The sequence below is a fragment of the Amycolatopsis sp. NPDC051372 genome, assembly GCF_040682095.1.
Classification (GTDB): domain Bacteria; phylum Actinomycetota; class Actinomycetes; order Mycobacteriales; family Pseudonocardiaceae; genus Amycolatopsis.
This window is the reverse complement of record NZ_JBFBAF010000015.1, coordinates 108,876-129,845: the sequence shown is the minus strand read 5'-3', so window position 1 is coordinate 129,845 and position 20,970 is coordinate 108,876. Positions and strand designations below refer to the sequence as shown.

Annotated in this window: 25 protein-coding genes and 1 pseudogene; 16 read left to right on the top strand and 10 right to left on the bottom strand. The window is 71.2% G+C overall.

Going from position 1 to position 20,970, the window contains the following annotated elements; translation table 11 throughout:
* Window positions 1-152 precede the first annotated feature (152 nt).
* Window positions 153-947 carry a carbon-nitrogen hydrolase family protein gene (locus tag AB0M56_RS23310; RefSeq protein ID WP_364179617.1) on the bottom strand — a complete coding sequence of 265 codons (795 nt, stop codon included), beginning with the start codon at window positions 945-947 and terminating at the stop codon, window positions 153-155.
* An 84-nt stretch (window positions 948-1,031) separates the two neighbouring features.
* Between AB0M56_RS23310 and hisD the strand changes: the two genes are divergently transcribed.
* Genes hisD through hisB form a run of 3 tightly spaced genes read left to right on the top strand, consistent with a single transcriptional unit; the run spans window position 1,032 to window position 4,068 of the window.
* Window positions 1,032-2,357, top strand: a complete 1,326-nt coding sequence (gene hisD / locus AB0M56_RS23305; protein ID WP_364179479.1) for a histidinol dehydrogenase — start codon at window positions 1,032-1,034, stop codon at window positions 2,355-2,357.
* Entirely contained in the window at window positions 2,354-3,472 is a 1,119-nt protein-coding gene (locus AB0M56_RS23300; RefSeq protein ID WP_364179477.1) for a histidinol-phosphate transaminase, read from the top strand. The genes hisD and AB0M56_RS23300 overlap by 4 nt, the downstream gene beginning before the upstream one ends.
* Window positions 3,469-4,068 carry an imidazoleglycerol-phosphate dehydratase HisB gene (gene hisB, locus AB0M56_RS23295; RefSeq protein ID WP_360605878.1) on the top strand — a complete coding sequence of 200 codons (600 nt, stop codon included), beginning with the start codon at window positions 3,469-3,471 and terminating at the stop codon, window positions 4,066-4,068. The genes AB0M56_RS23300 and hisB overlap by 4 nt, the downstream gene beginning before the upstream one ends.
* 33 nt (window positions 4,069-4,101) lie before the next feature.
* Here hisB and AB0M56_RS23290 read toward each other — a convergent pair whose 3' ends face one another.
* Window positions 4,102-4,605: a GNAT family N-acetyltransferase gene (locus tag AB0M56_RS23290; protein WP_255637668.1), complete on the bottom strand. Its 504-nt coding sequence runs from the start codon at window positions 4,603-4,605 to the stop codon at window positions 4,102-4,104.
* Between the two features lie 161 nt (window positions 4,606-4,766).
* Between AB0M56_RS23290 and AB0M56_RS23285 the strand changes: the two genes are divergently transcribed.
* Window positions 4,767-4,925, top strand: coding sequence for a hypothetical protein (locus AB0M56_RS23285; protein WP_220238003.1), 159 nt, complete (start codon window positions 4,767-4,769; stop codon window positions 4,923-4,925).
* Window positions 4,926-4,952: 27 nt separating this feature from the next.
* Here AB0M56_RS23285 and AB0M56_RS23280 read toward each other — a convergent pair whose 3' ends face one another.
* Entirely contained in the window at window positions 4,953-7,151 is a 2,199-nt protein-coding gene (locus AB0M56_RS23280) for an MMPL family transporter (RefSeq protein WP_364179475.1), read from the bottom strand.
* Window positions 7,152-7,357: 206 nt separating this feature from the next.
* On the opposite strand from AB0M56_RS23280, the gene AB0M56_RS23275 reads away from it, so the two are divergent.
* Entirely contained in the window at window positions 7,358-7,933 is a 576-nt protein-coding gene (locus AB0M56_RS23275; RefSeq protein ID WP_364179473.1) for a TetR family transcriptional regulator, read from the top strand.
* A gap of 922 nt (window positions 7,934-8,855) precedes the next feature.
* Here AB0M56_RS23275 and AB0M56_RS23270 read toward each other — a convergent pair.
* Together AB0M56_RS23270 and soxR are read right to left on the bottom strand one after the other, a co-directional pair.
* A complete protein-coding gene (locus AB0M56_RS23270) occupies window positions 8,856-9,401 on the bottom strand; it encodes an RNA 2'-phosphotransferase (protein ID WP_364179471.1) in 546 nt (181 codons plus the stop codon).
* A 45-nt stretch (window positions 9,402-9,446) separates the two neighbouring features.
* The gene (gene soxR, locus AB0M56_RS23265; protein ID WP_220238007.1) at window positions 9,447-9,908 is read right to left on the bottom strand and encodes a redox-sensitive transcriptional activator SoxR; all 462 of its coding nucleotides are present in this window, start codon (window positions 9,906-9,908) and stop codon (window positions 9,447-9,449) included.
* A 53-nt stretch (window positions 9,909-9,961) separates the two neighbouring features.
* Here soxR and AB0M56_RS23260 point away from each other — a divergent pair, with 53 nt between their 5' ends.
* Together AB0M56_RS23260 and AB0M56_RS23255 are read left to right on the top strand one after the other, a co-directional pair.
* Entirely contained in the window at window positions 9,962-10,648 is a 687-nt protein-coding gene (locus AB0M56_RS23260) for a thiamine pyrophosphate-dependent enzyme (protein WP_364179470.1), read from the top strand.
* Window positions 10,649-10,653: 5 nt separating this feature from the next.
* The gene (locus tag AB0M56_RS23255) at window positions 10,654-11,553 is read left to right on the top strand and encodes a transketolase (protein WP_364179468.1); all 900 of its coding nucleotides are present in this window, start codon (window positions 10,654-10,656) and stop codon (window positions 11,551-11,553) included.
* Between the two features lie 51 nt (window positions 11,554-11,604).
* Here AB0M56_RS23255 and AB0M56_RS23250 read toward each other — a convergent pair whose 3' ends face one another.
* Window positions 11,605-12,777 carry an acyl-CoA dehydrogenase family protein gene (locus AB0M56_RS23250; RefSeq protein ID WP_364179466.1) on the bottom strand — a complete coding sequence of 391 codons (1,173 nt, stop codon included), beginning with the start codon at window positions 12,775-12,777 and terminating at the stop codon, window positions 11,605-11,607.
* A gap of 44 nt (window positions 12,778-12,821) precedes the next feature.
* Window positions 12,822-13,016, bottom strand: coding sequence for a hypothetical protein (locus AB0M56_RS23245; protein ID WP_364179464.1), 195 nt, complete (start codon window positions 13,014-13,016; stop codon window positions 12,822-12,824).
* A gap of 140 nt (window positions 13,017-13,156) precedes the next feature.
* Between AB0M56_RS23245 and AB0M56_RS23240 the strand changes: the two genes are divergently transcribed.
* The 4 genes from AB0M56_RS23240 to AB0M56_RS23225 all read left to right on the top strand — a co-directional run bounded on the left by AB0M56_RS23240 (window position 13,157) and on the right by AB0M56_RS23225 (window position 15,935).
* The gene (locus AB0M56_RS23240; protein ID WP_364179462.1) at window positions 13,157-14,041 is read left to right on the top strand and encodes a hypothetical protein; all 885 of its coding nucleotides are present in this window, start codon (window positions 13,157-13,159) and stop codon (window positions 14,039-14,041) included.
* Between the two features lie 42 nt (window positions 14,042-14,083).
* Window positions 14,084-14,704: an imidazole glycerol phosphate synthase subunit HisH gene (gene hisH / locus AB0M56_RS23235; protein WP_364179615.1), complete on the top strand. Its 621-nt coding sequence runs from the start codon at window positions 14,084-14,086 to the stop codon at window positions 14,702-14,704.
* 71 nt (window positions 14,705-14,775) lie between these two features.
* Window positions 14,776-15,507, top strand: a complete 732-nt coding sequence (gene priA, locus AB0M56_RS23230; protein WP_364179460.1) for a bifunctional 1-(5-phosphoribosyl)-5-((5-phosphoribosylamino)methylideneamino)imidazole-4-carboxamide isomerase/phosphoribosylanthranilate isomerase PriA — start codon at window positions 14,776-14,778, stop codon at window positions 15,505-15,507.
* An 86-nt stretch (window positions 15,508-15,593) separates the two neighbouring features.
* Complete coding sequence (locus AB0M56_RS23225; RefSeq protein WP_364179458.1) at window positions 15,594-15,935, top strand: DUF1330 domain-containing protein; 342 nt, start codon at window positions 15,594-15,596, stop codon at window positions 15,933-15,935.
* A 25-nt stretch (window positions 15,936-15,960) separates the two neighbouring features.
* Here AB0M56_RS23225 and AB0M56_RS23220 read toward each other — a convergent pair.
* The 3 genes and pseudogenes from AB0M56_RS23220 to AB0M56_RS23210 all read right to left on the bottom strand — a co-directional run bounded on the left by AB0M56_RS23220 (window position 15,961) and on the right by AB0M56_RS23210 (window position 17,802).
* A pseudogene (locus AB0M56_RS23220) lies at window positions 15,961-16,347 on the bottom strand (PPOX class F420-dependent oxidoreductase).
* Between the two features lie 19 nt (window positions 16,348-16,366).
* Entirely contained in the window at window positions 16,367-17,296 is a 930-nt protein-coding gene (locus AB0M56_RS23215) for a hypothetical protein (protein WP_364179456.1), read from the bottom strand.
* Entirely contained in the window at window positions 17,293-17,802 is a 510-nt protein-coding gene (locus AB0M56_RS23210; RefSeq protein WP_364179454.1) for a SigE family RNA polymerase sigma factor, read from the bottom strand. Before AB0M56_RS23210 ends, AB0M56_RS23215 begins: the two co-directional genes overlap by 4 nt.
* A gap of 78 nt (window positions 17,803-17,880) precedes the next feature.
* On the opposite strand from AB0M56_RS23210, the gene AB0M56_RS23205 reads away from it, so the two are divergent.
* From AB0M56_RS23205 to AB0M56_RS23185, 5 genes are read left to right on the top strand one after another with little or no spacing between them, the layout of a single operon-like run.
* Window positions 17,881-18,321 carry a transcriptional regulator gene (locus tag AB0M56_RS23205; protein WP_364179453.1) on the top strand — a complete coding sequence of 147 codons (441 nt, stop codon included), beginning with the start codon at window positions 17,881-17,883 and terminating at the stop codon, window positions 18,319-18,321.
* Window positions 18,318-19,403 carry an FAD-dependent oxidoreductase gene (locus tag AB0M56_RS23200; RefSeq protein WP_364179451.1) on the top strand — a complete coding sequence of 362 codons (1,086 nt, stop codon included), beginning with the start codon at window positions 18,318-18,320 and terminating at the stop codon, window positions 19,401-19,403. Before AB0M56_RS23205 ends, AB0M56_RS23200 begins: the two co-directional genes overlap by 4 nt.
* Before the next feature lie 58 nt (window positions 19,404-19,461).
* Window positions 19,462-20,235 carry an imidazole glycerol phosphate synthase subunit HisF gene (hisF, locus tag AB0M56_RS23195; RefSeq protein WP_364179449.1) on the top strand — a complete coding sequence of 258 codons (774 nt, stop codon included), beginning with the start codon at window positions 19,462-19,464 and terminating at the stop codon, window positions 20,233-20,235.
* A complete protein-coding gene (gene hisI / locus AB0M56_RS23190) occupies window positions 20,232-20,597 on the top strand; it encodes a phosphoribosyl-AMP cyclohydrolase (protein WP_364179447.1) in 366 nt (121 codons plus the stop codon). The genes hisF and hisI overlap by 4 nt, the downstream gene beginning before the upstream one ends.
* Window positions 20,594-20,956, top strand: a complete 363-nt coding sequence (locus tag AB0M56_RS23185; protein WP_364179445.1) for a DUF1304 domain-containing protein — start codon at window positions 20,594-20,596, stop codon at window positions 20,954-20,956. The genes hisI and AB0M56_RS23185 overlap by 4 nt, the downstream gene beginning before the upstream one ends.
* Window positions 20,957-20,970 lie beyond the last annotated feature (14 nt).

Here is a 20,970-nt window from a genome sequence, read left to right as displayed (position 1 = left end):
CGGCTCACCGGCCGTCAACACAATCCAGCTTCGGGGTGCACGCTGCGCGTACAAGAGCACGCCTGACGCAACACGCCCTGCGAGGACCGAGACCCGATCCTCACAACAGCTCCCTTGACCATCCTCACCGCAACACGCCCTGCGAAGGACCTCTAAAGCCTCCGATTAGCCAACGCCCCAGTAGCCCCTCGAGCCTTCCCCGCCACCGCCGGATCCAACTCCACCACAACCACCTCCGGCGCGTCCCCCAGCTCCGCCAGCACCCGCCCGAACCCATCCGCCACCACCGAATGCCCGATCCCCGTCGGCGCCTTCGGATTCACCTCGATCCCGGAAGCAGCAGGATCCGCCTGCCCACACCCCACGACCCAGCACCCGGAATCCAACGCCCGCGCCCGCACCAGCACCCGCCACTGGTCCAACTTCCCGTCACCGGCACCCCAGGACGTCGGGACCAGCACGATGTCCGCCCCGTCATCCGCCAGCCGCCGGAAGAGCTCCGGGAACCGCATGTCGTAACAGGTGGCCACCCCGAACACTGTGCCCTCGACCTCGAACGTCACCGGGGTGTCACCGGGCGCCACAGTGTCCGACTCCGCGAACCCGAACGCGTCGTACAGGTGGATCTTGTCGTACGACGACCGCACCCCCAGCCCCGTGATCAGCAGCGTGTTCCGCACCCGTCCGTCCTCGGCCGGCGTGAACATCCCCGCCACCACCAGCACCCCGTGCTCCTCGGCGATCGCCGACACCGCCGTCGCCCACGGCCCGTCCAACGGCTGCGCGACCGGCGCCAGCGGCCGCCCGAAGCGCGCCATCGTGGCTTCCGGGAACACCACGATCCGGGCACCGTCCGCCACCGCGGCCTCGACGCCGGAGCGAACCAGTTTCAGGTTGTCCTCCGGATCGTCGCCCGAGTTCAGCTGGCACAACGCGATCCGCGGCACGGCGTTCTCCCTCATCGTGGGACGGCAAGTCACCACCGAGTATCCCTGCCCGGACGCCGAGAGCCACCTCGTACCCTGGTCACCATGCTGAACCGCACCGACCTGCGCGGGCAGGTCCCGACCGCCGCCGAACTGCGCGCCGCTCTGCCGCGCGCCGAATACGACGTGGACGCGGCGCTGCATCACGTTCGGCCGGTGGTGGAGGCGGTCCGCGACCGCGGTGTGGAGGCCGTCCTCGAGTACACCGAGCAGTTCGACAAGGTCCGCCCGGCGACTGTGCGCGTGCCCGTGGGCGAGCTCACCCAGGCCCTCGAAGCGCTGGACCCGCAGGTCCGCGCCGCGCTCGAGGAATCGATCAGCCGCGCCCGCAAGGTGCACGCCGACCAGCGCCGCCAGGATGTGACCACGCAGGTGGTCCCCGGTGGCACGGTCACCGAGCGCTGGGTGCCGGTGGAGCGCGTCGGGCTGTACGCGCCGGGCGGGCTGGCCGTGTACCCGTCCACCGTGGTCATGAACGTCGTCCCGGCGCAGCTCGCGGGCGTGCGCTCGCTGGTGGTCTGCTCGCCCCCGCAGGCGGCCTTCGGCGGCCTGCCGCACCCGACGATCCTGGCGGCCGCCGCGCTGCTGGGCGTCGACGAGGTGTGGGCCGTCGGCGGCGCGCAGGCCGTGGCGCTGCTCGCGTACGGCGGCACGGACACCGACGGCGCCGAGCTCGCCCCGGTGGACATCGTCACCGGGCCGGGCAACATCTACCTCACCGCCGCCAAGCGCCTCGTGCGCGGCGTGATCGGCATCGACTCCGAGGCCGGGCCCACCGAGATCGCGATCCTCGCCGACGAGACGGCCGACCCGGTACACGTGGCGGCCGACCTGATCAGCCAGGCCGAACACGACCCGCTCGCCGCGAGCGTCCTGGTCACCACGTCGGAGGAGCTCGCCGACGCCGTGGACAAGCAGCTCGCCGAGCGCGTCGCGGCCACCAAGCACAGCGAACGCGTCGGGCAGGCGCTGGGCGGCAAGCAGTCCGGCATCATCTTGGTGTCCACTGTGGACGACGGCCTGCGCGTGGTCGACGCCTACGCCGCCGAGCACCTCGAGGTCCAGACCGCCCACGCCCGGGAGGTCGCCGGCCGCGTGCGCAACGCGGGCGCGGTGTTCGTCGGGGCCTACGCACCGGTGTCGCTCGGCGACTACTGCGCCGGCTCCAACCACGTGCTGCCCACCGGCGGCTTCGCACGGCACTCCTCCGGCCTGTCGGTGCAGAGCTTCCTCAAGGGCATCCACGTGGTCGACTACAGCGAGGACGCGCTGCGCGAGGTCGCCGGCCGCGTCGTCGCGCTGGCCGACGCCGAGGACCTGCCCGCCCACGGTGAGGCCGTGACCGCGCGGTTCGCGGGGGAGGGCCGATGACCGAGGCGACCCCGGCCGTGCCCGGCGCCGAGGTGACCCTCGACGCCCTGCCGTTGCGCGAGGACCTGCGCGGCAAGAGCCCCTACGGCGCACCGCAGCTCGACGTGCCCGTGCGGCTCAACACCAACGAGAACCCGTACCCGCCGCCGCCCGAGCTGGTGGCCGACGTGGCCGAGGCCGTGCGCGCCGAAGCCGCTTCGCTGCACCGCTACCCGGACCGCGACGCCGTCGCGCTGCGCACCGAGCTCGCCGACTACCTCACGGTGTCGACGCGCGTGGTGCTGTCGGAGGCGAACGTGTGGGCCGCCAACGGGTCCAACGAGATCCTGCAGCAGATCCTGCAGGCCTTCGGCGGGCCGGGCCGCAGCGCGCTCGGCTTCGAGCCGTCGTACTCGATGCACCCGATCATCTCCTCCGGCACACGCACGGAGTGGGTGCCGGTGCCGCGGCGGCCCGACTTCACGCTCGACACCGCGCGCGCCGCCGAACTGGTGGCCGAGCGGCGGCCGGACATCGTGTTCGTGACGAGCCCGAACAACCCCACCGGCGGGTCGATCCCGCTGGAGCAACTGCGCGGTGTCCTCGAAGCCGCGCCGGGCATCGTCGTGGTGGACGAGGCGTACGCCGAGTTCTCCTCGCAGCCCAGCGCGGTCGAGCTGATCGCCGAGTACCCGGCGAAGCTGATCGTCTCGCGCACCATGAGCAAGGCATTCGCCTTCGCCGGCGGACGGCTGGGGTACCTCGCGGCCGCGCCGGCCATCGTGGACGCGCTTCAGCTCGTGCGCCTGCCGTACCACCTGTCCCGGCTCACGCAGGCCGCCGCTCGCGCCGCACTGCGCCACGCCGACGCCACGCTCGCCACCGTCCACAAGCTCTCCGCCGAACGCGACCGCGTGGTGGAAGCCTTGCTGGGTCTCGGGTTCACCCCGGTGCCGAGCGACGCGAACTTCGTCCTCTTCGGACAGTTCGCCGACGCGAAGGCGAGCTGGCAGTCCTATCTGGACCACGGCGTGCTGATCCGCGACGTCGGTATCGAAGGCCACCTGCGCGTGACCATCGGCACTCCGGAAGAGAACGACGCGTTCCTCGAGGCGAGTAAGGAAGTACCGCGATGACCCGCATCGGCAAGGTGGAACGCACGACCAAGGAGTCGTCGATCCTGGTCCAGCTCGACCTCGACGGCTCCGGCCAGGTCGAGATCTCCACCGGCGTGCCGTTCTACGACCACATGCTCACGGCGTTCGGCGTGCACGGCTCGCTGGACCTCAAGGTCGAGGCCACCGGCGACATCCACATCGACGCGCACCACACCGTCGAAGACACCGCCATCGTCCTGGGCCAGGCCCTGCGCCAGGCCCTGGGCGACAAGAGCGGCATCCGCCGCTTCGGCGACGCGTGGATCCCCATGGACGAAACCCTGGCCCACGCGGCGATCGACGTCTCGGGTCGGCCGTACTGCGTGCACGTGGGCGAGCCGGAGCAGTTCAACACGTTCACGATCGGCAACAACTACCCGTTCGTGCTCACGCGCCACGTGTTCGATTCGCTGTCGTTCCACGCGCAGATCGCGCTGCACGTGCGCGTGATCCACGGCCGCGACCCGCACCACATCGCGGAGGCGGAGTACAAGGCCGTCGCGCGGGCTCTGCGCGCTGCCACGGAACCCGACCCGCGCGCGGGCGGGATCCCGTCCACGAAGGGCGTGCTCTAGGAAAAGCTCCCCCGGGGCCGGTACAACGCCTGACTAGATCTCGAGGTGCGAGTCGACGCCGCCGTCGTGCAGGTCGACGTTCGCACCGACGGATTTCATCAGGCGTTGTGCCGCCTTGTTGTCCGTGGTGGTCGAAGCGACATACCGGCCCCCGCCGCCTTCGCGGGCCGCGTCGATCAGGGTCTCGGTGACCCACTTGCCGATCCCGCGGCCCCGGGCCCAGCGGGCGACCCAGACCTGGGCCTCGATCTCGACCGACTTGCCACGGTGGACGGGGTGCAGCCGCGCGCCGCCGACGATGGTGCCGCCGACCTGGATGGTCCAGGCGGAGGTGGTCGCCGTCTCCGGGTCGAGCGAATTCCGGCGGTGGAACACCAGGAACGCCTCACGCCGCTCGGGTGTCCAGCCCGGTGGGCCGTCCATCGGCGGCAACACCTCGAGCGGGTCGGCGCCCTCGACCGCGACGTCGAGCAGCCGGACCAGGGCCTGCTCGTCAAGCGGTGTCAGGACGATCTCGGCATCGGCGGCTCCGCTCACCCGGAGAGCTTGCCACGTCGAGCCGCCGAACGCGATGCCCGGGGGGCCGCGTAACGAGGGAGACGTGGGTCACGTGCTCGACGCCGACCCCGCACCGGAAGGCGCCGCGGCCTCGCTGCCCAGTCCTGGCCGGGTGGAGGTCGTGTGGCACGCTGAGCTTCGTGAGCAAAGAGATTGTCGCCATCCTGCTGCTGGCGCTGGCCGGCTTCCTGGCCGGTGGCGTCTACTCCACGTGGAAAACGGCGAAGTTCATCGCCGTGGCCCTGGGTGTCGCGGCCCTGCTGGCGATCGGCGGCGCCGTCGCCTGGCTGGTCGGCTGAGCGACCCGCCAGGCGGACGGCGCGGCTTCACACGCGAGCGGGCTCGCGCTCGTCACCGCGGCTGCCGCGGGAGTCGGACGTTTCGAGAGCCTCGGTCAGGCCCTCACCCTCCACGTCGACGTTCGGCAGCACCTTGTGCAGACCGCGCGGCAGCCACCAGGCGTGGCGCCCGAGCAGCGACATCACGGCCGGCACGATCGTCATCCGGATCACGAACGCGTCCACCAGCACGCCGAACGCGAGCGCGAAGCCGATCGACTGGATCAGCGTCGACTCCGCCAGCACGAAGCCCGCGAACACGCTGATCATGATCAGGGCCGCGGCCGTGACCACGCGCGATCCGTGGCGGAAGCCGGCGACCATGGCCTCCTGCGGGTCGGCGCCGTGCACGTGCTCCTCGCGCATCCGCGTCACCAGGAACACCTGGTAGTCCATCGCGAGTCCGAAGAGGACGCCGATGAGCAGGATCGGCAGCATGCTCATGACCGGCCCGGTCGACGCGACGCCGAGCAGGTCGGTCAGCCAGCCCCACTGGAACACCGCGACCACGGCGCCGAATGTCGCGACCACCGAGCCGAGGAAGCCGAGCGTTGCCTTCAGCGGCACGACGATCGAGCGGAACACCAGCATCAGCAGGATGAACGCGAGCCCGACGATCAGCGCCAGGTAGGGGATCATCGCGTCGGACAGCTTCTCGGACACGTCGATGTTCGCGGCCGTCTGGCCGGTCACGGCGAGGCTCGCGCCCGTGGTCTCGTGCAGCGCCTCGGACTGCGCGCGGATCGCCGCCACCAGGTCCTCGGTCTGTTTGCTGCTCGGCCCGCTCTTCGGGATCACGGTCAGCAGCGCCGTGTCCCCGTCGGCGTTCACACGCGGCGGCGTCACCCCGGCCACGTCGGGCAGCGTGCTGATGCCCGCGACGGCCTGCTTCAGCGACTCGGGGTCGTGGTTCACGCCGGTGTCGGCGACGACGAGCAGCGGGCCGTTGGCACCGGCACCGAAGGTCTCGCTCACGAGGTCGTAGGCCTTGCGTTGCGTGGAATCGGGCGCCGCGGTGCTGTCGTTGGGCAGGCCGAGCTGCATGCTCAGCGCCGGGATGGCGACCACGACGAGGCCGGCGAGCGCCGTGAGCAGCACGGGCCAGCGGTGCCGGGCGACGAACCGGGCCCAGCGCTCGCCGTGCGAAGCCTTGTCCGTCTTGCGGCGCAAGCGGATCCGGCCGCCCATGACCCGGGTACCGGCGAAACCGAGGATGGCCGGCAGCAGCGTGAGCGCGATGAGCACGGCGATCGCGACGGTCGCGGCCGCGGCGACGCCCATCTGGCCGAGGAACGGGATGCCGACCACGGTCAGTCCGGCCAGGGCGATGATCACGGTGAGCCCGGCGAACACCACGGCGGACCCGGCTGTGCCCGCGGCCCGGCCCGCGGCCTCCTCGGGCTCTCGCCCGATGCTGAGCTCGTGCCGGTAGCGGGAGACGATGAACAACGCGTAGTCGATGCCCACGGCGAGCCCGATCATCAGGGCCAGTACCGGGGTGTTGGAGTTCAGCTCGAGCGAACCCGAGGCCAGCATGATGCCCGCCATGCCGATGCCGACGCCGATCAGCGCGGTGAGCAACGGGATGCCGGCGGCCAGCAGCGAGCCGAACGTGATGATCAGCACGACGGCCGCCACGGCCACACCGAGGCCCTCGGTGGCGCCGGTCGCGGGCATCGCCTGCACCGCGTCGCCGCCGAACTCGACCTCGAAACCGCGTTGCTTGGCGCCGTTCGCACTGTCGAGCAGCGCCTGACGGTCGCTGTCCGTGAGCTCGAAGCCCTTGACCTGGTAACTCACCTGGGCGAGCGCGACGCGCCCGTCCGCTGAGACCGACTTCGCCTGGAACGGGTCGGCCACGCTCGAGACTTTCGGCGCCGTCTTGAGGCTCGCCACCGTCGACTCGACCGCGGCCTTGCCGGCGGCGTCGGTCACGGTGTGGCCCTGCGGGGCCGCGATCACGACCCGCGCGGTCGCGCCACCGGCCGCGGCCTGCGGGAACTTCGCCTGGAGCTGGTCGATCGCCTGCTGGGACTCGGTCCCGGGGATCGTCACCGAGTCCGAGAGCTGGCCGGACAGCGTGAGCGCGCCGATGCCGAGCGCCACGAGCACGGCCGCCCACACGGCCGAGACCAGAGCGCGGCGCCGGAACGACAACCAGCCGAGCCGGTACAGAAATGTCGCCACGAGTGTTTCTCCGTTTCGCCCGGATAGGGCCTTCGTCACACTAACCAGTGATTTCGAAGCTAGCCGATCGGCAAGGAGGTGCCAAGCCGATCGGCAAGTATGTGACTAGCCGAACGGCTAGGAGGTTGCTTGTCGATCGGCAAGTATCTCGGTTTGCCGATCGACTAGCTGTCACGTACGCTTCCTGGGCTTGACGAGGAGGAACGATGACTACCGCCGCCCCGGCAGAGGACACTCGGACGCGGCTGCTCGGCACCGCGCTGCGGCTGTTCGCCGAACACGGCGTGGAAGGCACGTCGCTGCAGATGATCGCCGACGCGCTCGGGGTGACCAAGGCGGCCGTGTACTACCACTTCAAGACCAAGGCGGAGATCACCGAAGCCGTCGCGGCGCCCGCCATCCGCGAGCTCGACCACATCGTGTCGGAGGCCGCGAAGCAGCGCCGCCGCGGCACTCAGGTCGACTACCTGCTCGAGGGTTTCGTGGATCTGGTGGTGCGCCACCGCGTGCTCGTCGCGCTGTTCTCCAGCGACCCGGGCATCAACCGCGCGATCGAGAACTCGACGCGCGGGATGGAGGGCTTCAAGAACGCCCTCATCGACATCCTGGCCGGGCCCGAGCCCGACATCTCCTCACGCGTGGCGGCGCTGGTCACGCTCACCGGCCTCGCCATGACGGGCGGCTCGCCGGACATCGCACAGCTCGACGACGAAAGCCTGCGCCGCGAGCTGGTCGACGCCGGCCGCCGGCTGCTCGGCCGGCCCCGCCGGCACCACGACTGAGTCGGTTTGGCCCGGACGCTTCCGCGGCACTGCGGGCGCTGTGAGGTTGGCCGCCGCCTTGTCGGCGGGCTCTCGGCGGAGTCGGCTTGGTCCGGACGCTTCAGCGGGGGCCCGGTGAGATCGGTCGCGGCCCGCCCGGCCGGCCGAGGTCCCAACCACGGGTGAGCTGGCTTGAGTCGGATGCTCCAGCGGTCCCGCGGGCGCGGTGGGCGGCCGCCATCTGTTCGGCGGGCCGAGGCGCCGCTGTGACTGAGTGGGCTTGAGCCGGACGTATCACGGCACTGCGGTCCGGTGAGGTGGGTGCGGGCTGGGCGCCGGGCCGCGGCGCCATTACGACTGAGCAGGCTCGAGTCGGATGCTTCAGCGGCACTGCGGCGGGCGGTGAGGTTGGCCGCGGGCTGTTCGGCGGGCCGCGGCGGCGCTGTGACTGGGTTGGTTTGGTGCGGATGCGCCGGCGGCGTCGCGGGGGCGGTGAGGTGGGCTGCGGGCTGTTCTTCAGGCGGTGGCGCCACCATGACTGAGTGGGCTTGAGCCGGACGTCTCAGCCACTGCGGTCCGGTCAGGTGGTGCCGGCTGCGCGGCGGCCGCGGCGCCATTACGACTGAGCAGGCTCGAGTCGGATGCTTGAGCGGCACTGCGGCGGGTGGTGAGGTTGGCCGCCGGCTGTTGGGCGGGCCGAGGCGTCACCACGACTGAGCAGGTTGGGACCGGCTGTCTCAGCGGCACTGCGGGCGGGCTTCCGGCTGTGTTGGACTTCGTGATCTCCAGCGCGCCATCGGCGTGAAGTCGAGTTGGCCGGCCGCAGCGCCGCGTTCGTCGTGGCCGCCGCGGTGGCGTGGCCGCGAGTGAGAGTGCGTGCTGCGCCGCGCCTGGCGTAGAGCCCGCGGGATCACCCGGTTACGAGCCCGCCTTCACCGCCGGGTCAGTTCTCCGTCAGGTACTCCGGCGCGACAGCGGCGGTCAGCCACACGCCATTCTCGCTACGCTCGAACTCGTGCCCCGCAGCGGCCATCGCGCCGGCGGCCACGCGGAGCACCACCGGACGACCGTGCCGGGCCCCGACCGCGAGCGCGGTCTCCATGGCAGCCGACAGGTGCACGGCGTGGCGGCGCATCGGCCGCAGGCCTTCCCGGTAAATCGCGGGCAGGAAGCGCGTCGCGGTGCCGTGGTAGAGCACCTCGGGCGGATTGCGGCGCTCCAGGCCCAGCTCGACGCTGACGCTGTGGCCCTGGTTCGCGCGGATTCGTCGCCCGCTGTCATCAAAGGCGAAGCGCTGTTTGTTGTTGCGCTCCACCACTTCCGCGAGCTCGGCGCGGCTCACCCGCACGCCGTGGGCGCGCAACGCCGCCAGCAGCTCGTCGACTCCGACCCAGCCGGCGGCGTCGAGCGTGAGGCCGATCGATTCGGGTTCGTGGCGCAGGTGGCGGGAGAGCCGCTTCGAGACGCGGATCATGTGTTTCTCGTCCATAACGCCTTAAGTGACCCACATCCGAGTTGCCGCCACAACGGAAATTCAGATGCCGCCCTCGGAGACCGGGCGCAGCTTGCTCGCGCCGGGGCCGAAGCGGGCCAGCTCGTCGTCGGCGTTGTACAGGCTGCAGCTGCGCAGCGAGAGGCAACCGCAGCCGACGCAGCCGGTGAGGCGGTCGCGCAGGCGCTGCAGGGCGTCGATGCGCGCGTCGAGCTCGTGCTGCCACTCGCGCGAGAGCCGTGCCCAGTCGGCTTTCGTGGGCGCGTGGTCGGCGGGCAGCGTGGCGAGGGCGCCGCTGATGTCCTCCAGTGAAAGGCCCACGCGCTGCGCGGCCCGGATGAAGGCGATGCGCCGCAGCACCGAACGCGGGTAGCGGCGCTGGTTGCCTGCCGAGCGCTCGGACGTGATGAGCCCCTTGTCCTCGTAGAACCGCAGGGCCGTGTGCGGGACGCCGCTGCGTTCGGCGACCTGCCCGATGCTCAAGTGCTCCGCCAACCTCGTCATTGGTCCAGGTTAGCGCTTGACTTAGACATTGGTCGAGGTTGCACGGTGGGAACATGACCACCACGGCAACGGCATACGCGGATCTGCCCAGGCTGATCTCGCTGATGACCGGCGACGACAAGCACCAGGCCGCGTCGGAATCCACAGTGGACGTTCTCTGGGTGCTCTACGACCGCGTGCTCGACATCTCGCCCGAGAACTTCCACGACCCCGGCCGTGACCGGTTCCTGCTCTCCAAGGGGCACGGACCGATGGCCTACTACGCCGTGCTCACCGTCAAGGGCTTCCTCGACGAGGCCGAGCTCGCCGACTGGTCCTCGGCCCGCTCACGGCTCGGCCACCACCCGGACCGCAAACGCGCGCCCGGCGTCGAGATCTCCAGCGGTTCGCTGGGCCACGGCCTGCCGATCGCCCTCGGCACCGCGCTGGGCCTGCGGGCGCGTGGCTACTCCAGCCGCGTGGTGACGCTCGTCGGCGACGCCGAGCTCGACGAAGGCTCCAACTCCGAGGCGATCGTCGTCGCCGCGCGCCTGGGCCTGGACAACCTGATCACCGCGGTCGTGGACAACCAGTCGTCCACGCACGGCTGGCCCGGCGGCATCGCGCGTCGGTTCGAGGTCGAGGGCTGGGCCACGCGCACCGTCTCCGGCCGCGACCACGAAGCGCTCTACGACGCGTTCACCACCGAACACCCGGGGCGCCCGCTCGCCGTGGTCGCCGTCGTCGAACCGAAGGGCTGACGAACATGCCGACCACGCTGAACATGCGCGAAACCTTCCTCGCCACCGCCGAGGAGATCGTCGACGCCGACCCGGATGTCGCCGTCGTCCTCGCCGACATCTCCGCCGCCCAGCTCGCCGGCGTGGCGCGGCGGCACCCGGACCGGGTGGTGAACGTCGGCATCCGCGAGCAACTGCTCGTGAGCACGGGCGCCGGGTTCGCGCTGGCCGGTCTGCGCCCGATCATCCACACGTTCTCGTCGTTCCTCGTCGAGCGCGCGTTCGAGCAGATCAAACTCGACCTGGTCCACCAGGATGCCGGCGCCGTGCTCGTGTCCTACGGCTCGTCCTACGACATGCCCGCCGAAGGACGCACACACCAGTCGCCGGGCGACGTCGAGCTGATCGACTCCCTGCCGTGCTGGTACGTCCACGTCCCCGGCCACCCCGAAGAGGCCCGCCGCCTGCTGCTCGACTCCGTGCCCGGCGACAGTCGCGTGTACGTGCGGCTCTCGGCCGACCAGAACGCCGAACCGCACCTCGGCGTCGGGTTCCAGCGGGTGCGCAGCGGCAGCAACGGCGTCGTGCTCGCCGTGGGCCCGATGCTCGACCGGGTGCTCGCCGCGAGCGAAGGCCTCGACGTGACGGTGCTGTACGCGTCGACGATCCGCCCGTTCGACGCCGCGGGCCTGCGCGCCGCGGTCGGGGACGTCGCCGACATCGTGCTCGTGGAGCCGTATCTCAAGGGCACTTCGGCCTACCACGTGAGCGAAGCGCTGCGAGACGTTCCGCACCGTCTGCTGTCGCTCGGCACGCTGCGCGACACGGAGGTGCGCACCTACGGGAAGCGGGCCGACCACGACCTCGCGCACGGCCTCGACGCGGGCTCGATCGCGTTGTCCCTCAAGGACTTCCGCCGGCCGTGAGTCTCGGGTCGCCGGGGCTGGGGGTCCCGGCGACCCGTCCACTCCGGACGGTCAGCGGAACGCGGCGATCCCTGTCACCGACTGGCCCAGCGACAGTGCGTGCATCTCCTCGGTGCCCTCGTACGTCAGCACCGTCTCGAGGTTCGCCATGTGCCGCATCACCGGGTACTCCAGCGAAATCCCGTTGGCGCCCAGCATCGAGCGGGCGGTGCGGGCGACGTCGAGCGCCGAGCGGACGTTGGCCAGCTTGCCGAAGCTCACGTGGTTGTGGTGCAGCTCGCCGGCGTCCTTGAGCCGGCCGATGTGCAGCGCGACGAGCCCCGAGCGGTTGACATCGACCAGCAGGTCGGCCAGCTTGCGCTGCGTGAGCTGGAAGCTCGCCAATGGCTTGCCGAACTGCTCGCGCGAGAGCGTGTAGTCCAGCGCCGATTCGTAGCACGCGCGGGCGGCGCCGACGACGCCGAACAGGATGCCGTAGCGCGCTTCGTTGAGGCAGGACAGCGGGCCGCGCAGGCCACGCACCTGCGGGAACGCCGCGGATTCCGGCAGCCGCACGCCGTCGAGCACGAGCTCGGCCGTGAGCGACGCGCGCAGCGAAAGCTTGTGCTTCACCTCGTTGGCGGTGAAGCCCGGGGTCGACGTCGGGACCACGAAGCCGCGGATGCCCTCGTCGGTCTGCGCCCAGACCACGGCCACGTCGGCGACGGTACCGTTGGTGATCCACATCTTCGTGCCGTTGAGCACCCAGTCGGAGCCGTCGCGCACCGCGCGGGTGCGCATGCTGCCCGGGTCGCTGCCGGCGTCGGGTTCGGTGAGGCCGAAGCAGCCCAGCGCCTCGCCGGCGGCCATCTTCGGCAGCCACTCCTGCCGGTGTTCCTCGCTGCCCCAGCGGTGGATCGCGAACATCGCGAGCGAGCCCTGCACGGAGACGAAGCTGCGCAGGCCGGAGTCGACGGCCTCCAGCTCGCGGCACGCGACGCCGTAGGCCACCGCGCTCGTACCGGCGCAGCCGTAGCCCTCCAGGTGCATGCCCAGCAGGCCGAGCTGCCCGAAGCCCTTGGCCAGGTCACGCGCGGGCAGCGAGCCCGACTCGTACCACTCGGCCACGTGGTCGAGGAGCTGGTCGCGGGCGTAGTCGCGGACCGCGTCCCGGATGGCCCGATCCTCCTCGGCCAGCCCTGCGTCGAGATCGAGGAAGTCGTGTGGATCCGGGTTCTTGCTCATCGGCTGCTCCTACTGGCTCGCGTCGACGCGGTGCCAGCAGGAAATCACAGATGACCCCGGTTCCAGTGCGTGGGATTCATCACGTTCTCTTTGCGAGCGTCACGAGAACGACATGCGTCGACCTGAGCGCGAGAGGGCTGCGGAGGGATCACCAGCGTCGTGAACTGCGGAAACGGCACGCTGTTGATGTCGTCCCGCCACGCTTCGAACATCTGGCAGAGGAGGTCCGACTCGGACATGTCTGCCTCTTCCCTCGTCCGGGGGCGCCGGCGGCGCCTCAGCCGAACGGGTGAATACCCAGCGGGGCCTCCGGCGAAACGGGGTCGCGTGCAAAAATTCGCGGGCCGCCGCCAAGGTCACGTTCGCGAAGGAGCGAACCATGCGTCTGTCGACGTTGGCGGCGAAAGCCCTCGCATTGTCCACCGCGGCTGTTCTGAGCTGCGCTCCCCTTGCCACGGCGAGCCCCGCCGCTTCGCTCGGCGGCTGGCGCCAGACCGGAAAGGTCTCGGTCGCCAACTCCGTCAGCGGCGAAGGGATCACCACGCTGCGGCTGCCGGGCCAGGCGCCGCAGACGGTCTACCGCAACGGCACCACGATCCCGCAGCCGCTGAAGGACGAGGGCTGGGGCCACGTCGGCGACCCGGACTCCCTGCGCGGCTACACCTTCGACGTCTACCAGGACACGGCGACGCCCACGCCGACGTCGAAGATGTACCTGGTCACCTCGCCGTCCGGGCAGACCACGGAGTTCGTGCACCCGCTCGCGGCCGACGAACCCGCGCCCAACGCCAACGCCCAGGTCGCCGTGAGCCCCGACGGCCAGTGGCTCGTCTCGGGCGCGCTCGGCGACGCGACGGAGCTGTTCGTCTCGCCCACGCCGTTCCTCAATCGCCGCGCCCCGCGCGTGGCCGGCGACCTGCCGCTCGCGGCGCGGATCCGCCTCGACCACACGATCCGGGCGGCCCAGGGCTGCGACTTCGTCTCGGCGACACGCCTGCTGTGCGCGACTTCGGACTCCAACAACGACCTGTACCCGACGAGCTACCAGCTCCTGCAGGTCGACCTGCCCCACGCGCTCGCCGGCCACGACGTCCGGGCGCACGTGAAGGAGCTCGGCCAGCTGCCGCTGTCGAGCACCTGCGCCGGCGCGTTCACCCCGGAAGGCGTGGACTACGACGCGCCGACGGGCACCCTGCGCGTGGAGGTCGTGCCGCCCGCGCCCTGCAACACCGTGACGGACGTCTACTCCTTCCGCCGCGGCTGACGTGCGCTCCCGCCCCGGGACTAGGCTTGACGTGTGTCTCGTGTGGTGATCCTCGACTACGGTTCCGGCAACCTCCGCTCAGCCGAACGCGCCGTCGCGCGCGCCGGCGCCGAGGTGGAGGTCACCGCCGACCCGCATGCTGCGCTCGAGGCCGACGGGCTGGTCGTGCCCGGGGTGGGAGCCTTCTCCGCCTGCATGGCGGGGCTGCTCGACGTGCGCGGGCACCGCATCATCGGCAAGCGCCTGGCCGGCGGCCGTCCCGTCCTCGGCATCTGCGTGGGCATGCAGATCCTCTTCGGCCGCGGCGTCGAGCACGGCGAGGAGACCGAGGGCACGGGGGAGTGGCCCGGCACCGTCGAGCGCCTGCACGCCGACGTGCTGCCGCACATGGGCTGGAACACCGTGCGCTCGCCCGAGGACTCGCAGCTGTTCGCCGGCCTCGACCCGGAGGAGCGCTTCTACTTCGTGCACTCCTACGCGGCGCGCGAGTGGGAGCTGGAGTCCGGCCTGGCCGGGCAGCAGCCGAAGGTGACCTGGGCCAACCACGGCGAGGACTTCGTGGCGGCGGTGGAGAACGGCCCGCTGTGGGCCACGCAGTTCCACCCCGAGAAGTCGGGCGACGCGGGCGCGAAGCTGCTGCGCAACTGGCTGGCCACGCTCTAGTCCGACCTGGTTCGGTGCGGTAGGTCGGCCCGGTGGTTCGGCACCGTGACCGGCGCCTTTACGCTGTCGCGGTGACTTTCACGCTCTTTCCCGCAGTTGATGTGGCCGATGGCCAGGCCGTCCGACTCGTCCAGGGCGAGGCCGGCACCGAGACCTCCTACGGCAGCCCCCTCGACGCCGCGCTCGCCTGGCAGCGCGACGGCGCCGAGTGGATCCACCTCGTCGACCTCGACGCGGCCTTCGGCAAGGGCTCGAACCGCGAGCTGCTGGCGGAGGTGATCGGCCGCCTCGACGTCCAGGTGGAGCTCTCCGGCGGCATCCGCGACGACGCCTCGCTGGAAGCCGCCCTGTCCACCGGCGCGCGGCGCGTGAACCTGGGCACCGCCGCCCTGGAGGACCCCTCCTGGACCGCCAAGGTCGTCACCACGTACGGCGACCGCGTCGCCATCGGGCTGGACGTGCGGATCACCGAGGCCGGCCACCGCGTCGCTTCCCGCGGCTGGACCTCCGACGGCGGCGACCTGTGGGAAGTCCTGGAACGCCTCGACCGCGACGGCGCCGCCCGCTACGTCGTCACCGACGTCAGCAAGGACGGCACCCTCAAGGGCCCGAACCTCGACCTCCTCCGCGAAGTCGCCGCCCGCACCGACGCCCCCGTGATCGCCTCGGGCGGTGTGTCCAGTGTGGACGACCTCAGGGCACTGGCCGGCCTGGCCTGCGACGGCATCGAAGGCGCCATCGTCGGCAAGGCCCTCTACGCCGGCGCCTTCACCCTGTCGGAGGCACTGGCCGCTGTCCGCTAGTCATTACCCCGCGGGTAATCGACGTGGTTACGTCTTCTCGGCAGGATCGGTTCTCGACAGGGGTCGATCCGACCGAGGAGACAGAGATGACCGCCTACGCCATCGCCCACCTTCGCCAGCCTGGTGTGATCCACCCCGCAGTGGGTGAGTACCTGCGGCGCATCCAGTCCACTTTGGACCCGTTCGGGGGCCGGTTCCTGGTGCACGGAGCACAAGCGCAGGTCGTCGAGGGGGTGTGGCCGGGGCCGATCGTCGTGATCGCCTTCCCGGATCTGGGCCGGGCCCGGGGCTGGTACGACTCGCGCGACTATCGCGAGATCCTGCCGCTGCGCACCGACCACCTGGTGGGTGATGTGGTGCTGGTCGAGGGCGTGGATCCGGGGCACGACCCGGCGAAGCTGGCCGCGGGGCTGAACAGCGCCCGGTGAGTGGTGCGAGCCCTTGCCGGGGCACTCAGCCTTCGTCGAGCTTCACGGCGATCCCGATCGTGCGCTGCGGGCCGCCGCGGAGCTTGCTGAAGAACATCGACACCGGTCCCACCAAGGGGTAGTGGTGCCGAATCGCCTTTCGCACGCGCTCGGTGCCGGCGTCGTCGAGCAGCCGGGCGGTGCCGGCGGCCGTCGGGCCGTGGGTGCGGCCGCGGACGTCGCTGGCCTGGACCTACACCCGCCCACTGTTCCGAATCCGCTTGACCTTCCCCGCCTTCCGCTCGGAATAGACCAGCAGCTCGTCGCCGTCGAGGCCGAACCACACGGCGGTGGGGACAGCCCGCCCATCCCGGCGGAACGTGGTGAGCACGACATACTTCTCACCGGCAAACCGGTCCAGCTCGGTAGGCATGTGTCCACAGTAGCCGGATTCAGGACCCGATCCAGCCGTAGTCAGGCGACGGATCAACCACCACGGCGCCGGCGACCGCGACCAGTTCGGCGCGCGGCACCTTGCCGGAAACGGTGAGCCAGCGGCCGGAGGCCAAGCGCACCGTGACCAGGTCCGCCGCGGCGGCGCCGGGGACACCGCGGACCGTGATCGGGACCGACCCGCCAAGACCAGGCGACGCCGCCCCCACTGTGACCCGCACGGGCCCGGCCTCCAGCGTCGTCGTCGCTTCCCCGGCACTCATCCCGCTCACCGTCGTCGCCGTCTCCCGAAGCCCGGCCGGCAGCGGCCCGAACCGCGCCTCCCCCCGAATCGGGATCGGCATGCTCTTCGAAACGCCCTCCGCGATCCGCTGCGCGACCGCCTTCGCCGACGGCACCGCATCGACCTCGGCCCGCAGCACATGGGTGTCATCAGGCGACCAAGTCAGCTCCGCCGACGTCGCGGACCCGGTCAGCATCGCGACCCGCCCGTGCACCAGCACCTGGTCACGCACCGCGGCGATGCGCAGCGCGGTCGCGGACCACTCGGGAACCTTCGTCGAAAACGCCGACAGCTCGATCCGGCTCGGCCCGGCGAACCACCGGCGCACCTGCGGCACCGTTTCCGGCCCGGCCGATCGGTACTGCTCCGTGAACCCGTCAGGCAACCATCCAGGCGTATACCCCAGCACCGGCTCACCCGCGGCAGGCGGCACCCGCGAGGGCCACGTGGCCACGACCGACACCCCGACAGTCACCGCGACCACCGCGGCGGCCACCGCCACCAAAGCCAACCTCGGCCGCCTGCGCCTCGCCTGGCGGGCACGGACCAGCGCGTTGCGGACCTCATGACCGTCGGGAGCGCGTTCGGCGAGCCGTTCGAGGCTGTCACGCAGCAGCGTCTCGGTGTCGCGGGCGGGCTGGCTCATTCTCCGGCTCCGGTGGTCAGGGCGGTGGGCAAGGGGTACGCCGTGGCGCGCAGGGTCGCGAGCGCGCGCGAGATCTGGCTCCGCACGGTGGAGGTGGCGCATCTGAGGACGTCGCCGATCTCCTCGTCGGAGTAGTTCTCGTAGTAGCGCAGCACCAGCGCCGCGCGCTGCTTGCGCGGCAGCGTCGCAAGGCGGGCCAGCATCTCGTCGCGCTCGTCGTAGGCCACCGACGGGTCGGCCGCCGGCGGGCTGATCGCGTCGAGCACCTCGTGGCTCGACGGCACCACGCGCCGGACCGCGCGCCGCCGCCAGGACAGGTACTCGTTGGTGACCATCCGGCGCACGTAGGTGGGCGGTGAGTCGATCTTCGCCCAGCGCTCCTGGGCCCGCAGCAGCACGTCCTGCACGATGTCCTGCGCCAGGTGCGGATCGTCGGTGAGGACGGTCGCGTAGCGCAGGAGTCCGTCGAGGCGTTCCGCCACGAACTCGTCGAAGCTGGTGGTCACGCTCTCTCAGACGCGCGAGGGGCCCGTTCTGATGCATTCCGAGCGAATTTCAGTGATGACTAGCCTATGCTGACGCGTATGGACGACGAGGTGCTCGAGTGGGTCGAGCGGGTCGCGGGTTTCCTCACGCAGGAGTACGGCCTGCCGCCGATCGCCGGGCGCGTGCTCGGCTGGCTGATGGCGTGCGACCCGCCGGAGCAGTCGGCGGCGCAGCTGGCCGGGGCGGTGGGCGCGAGCCGCGCGTCGCTCACGACCAACCTGCGGCTGCTGCTCGACGCCGGGCTGGTCGGCAAACGGCTCGGGCGCGGCGAGCGCACCGCCTACTACCGCGTGGACGACGACGCGTGGCAACGCGTGATCCGCCGCCGCATCGCCACGCTGGGCTCGTTCCGCGACATCACGAACGCCGGCATCGAGTTACTCGAACGCGACGGCGCCCAGGCGGCGCGCGTGCGCAATGCCGACGCGGCGTTCGCGTGGCTGGCCGAGGCGTTGGCGGAAGCCGGTGAGCCGAAGTGAAGGTCGTGGTGGTGGGCGGCGGGATCGGCGGGCTGACGGCCGCGATCGCGTTGCGCCGAACAGGGTACGAGGTCACGGTGCTGGAGCGCGCGCCCGAGCTGCGGGAGATCGGGGCCGGGCTCTCCTTGGCGCCCAACGCGATGCGGGCGCTCGACGCGCTGGGGATCGGGGAGCGGGTGCGGAAGCACTCGGCGCCGTCGCAGGTCACGGGCACACTGCGGACGTCGTCGGGCCGGTTCCTGCGCCGGTTCCGGGAGGGGCGGGACGAGCCGCTCGCCGCGTTCCACCGCGCGGAGCTGCACTCGGCTTTGCTGGCAGAGCTGCCGGAAACCTTGGTGCGCACGGGAATTGAAGTAACTGATCCATCCGAAGTGGACGCGGACGTGATCGTGGCGGCCGACGGTGTCCACAGTGGATTTCGCTGCCGGCTCTTCCCTGCCGCTCCCGAACCAGGGTTTCGCTACACGGCCTGGCGCGGCGTCACCGAACCGAGTGCGGCGCCGCCGGTGCGCGGCAGCTTCACGATGGGCCGCGGCGCGTACTTCATGGTCCACCCGCTGCTCGGCGACCGCGCGTGCTGGGCCCTCGGCGCCGCCGAGTCCACGCCCGGCGTGCGCTACCCGAGCGAGCACGCCGAGGTGACCCGCCGCGTGGCGGACTGGCCGGCCGAGGCCCGTGAGCTCGTGGCGGCGACGCGGCCGGAGGCCGTGCTGCACAACGACATCCTCGACCTCGACCCGCTGCCCGCGTTCACGAGCGGACGCGTCGCGCTGCTCGGTGACGCGGCTCACGCCGTGCCGCCGGATCTCGGCCAGGGCGCCTGCCAGGCGATCGAGGACGCCGTGGTCCTCGCCGCATCGCTGCTGGCCCACCCCGTGCCCGAGGCGCTCGCCGCGTACGACGCCGCGCGCCGCCCGCGTGCGGCGTACGTCACGAAGCAGGCGCGCAGCAAGGCCATGGCCGACACGGCGTCGGCGTGGTGGCTGCACGCGCTGCTGGCGGTGACCGTGCCGCTGATGCCCGCGTCGGTGATCCGGCGCCAGGCCGCGCCCTTGTGGGACTGGACTCCGCCCGTCCTCTGACCGCTTCCGCGCCGACCGGGCGGGCAGACCGTCGCAGGTGGACGGCTACGCTGGTGGCATGGCTGTGGCGGTGAGGGTGATCCCGTGTCTGGACGTCGACGCGGGTCGCGTGGTGAAGGGCGTCAACTTCGCCGATCTGCGCGACGCCGGCGACCCGGTGGAGCTGGCCCGGCTGTATGACCACGAAGGCGCCGACGAGCTGACTTTCCTCGACGTCACCGCGTCGTCGGGCAACCGCGAGACCACCTTCGACGTGGTCCGCCGCACGGCCGAGCAGGTCTTCATCCCGCTGACCGTCGGCGGCGGTGTGCGCTCCAACGACGACGTCAACCGCCTGCTGCGCACGGGCGCGGACAAGGTGAGCATCAACACGGCCGCGATCGCGCGTCCGGAGCTGCTGCGCGAGGCGTCGCGCCGGTTCGGGGCCCAGTGCATCGTGCTGTCGGTCGACGCGCGGCGCGTGCCCGAGGGCGGCGAGCCGACGGCGTCGGGCTTCGAGGTGACCACCCACGGTGGGCGCCGCGGCACGGGCATCGACGCGGTCGAGTGGGCCGCGCGCGGCGAGGAGCTGGGCGTCGGCGAGATCCTGCTCAACTCGATGGACGCCGACGGCACCAAGTCCGGCTTCGACATCTCCCTGATCGAGATGGTCCGCCGCGCGGTGCGCGTGCCGGTGATCGCCAGCGGCGGCGCGGGCGCCGTCGGCCACTTCCTGCCCGCCGTGGAGGCCGGCGCCGACGCGGTGCTCGCGGCGAGCGTGTTCCACTTCGGACAGCTGAAGATCGGCGACGTCAAGGGCGCCCTGCGCGAAGGCGGGGTCGTCGTCCGATGAGCCTCGACGCAGACCTGTCCCAGCGGCTCAAGCGCAACGCCGACGGCCTGATCGCAGCCGTCGTCGTGGAGCACTCGACGTCCGACGTGCTGATGATGGCCTGGATGAACGACGAGGCCCTGGAATCCACCCTCACCACCCGGCGCGCGACCTACTGGTCCCGCAGCCGCAAGGAACTGTGGGTCAAGGGCGAGACCTCGGGCCACGTCCAGCACGTCCGCGAAGTGCGGATCGACTGCGACGGTGACACAGTGCTCCTGCGCGTGGACCAGACCGGCCCGGCCTGCCACACGGGCACCCACACCTGTTTCGACTCCGCGGAGCGCCTACTCCTCGCCGACGAGAGTGAGAACACCCCGTGACGGTTGTCGCGAACGTGCTGGTGGGGCTGGTCGCCCTCATCCACGTCTACATCGTGGTGCTCGAAATGTTCCTCTGGACGACCCCGCGCGCCCGCGCGGCGTTCGGCACCACCGAGGCGTTCGCACAGGAGAGCAAGGCGCTCGCCGCGAACCAGGGGCTCTACAACGGTTTCCTCGCGGCGGCCCTGATCTGGGGACTCATCGCGACCGACCCGACGGGCTTCCAGTTCAAGCTCTACGGCCTGGCCTGCGTGATCGTCGCCGGCCTGTACGGCGCCGCGACGGCCTCGAAGCGGATCCTGCTGGTGCAGGTGGTGCCGGGCGTCCTCGCGCTGGCGTTCGTGCTGCTGGCACGCTGACTGCCGACCTGACC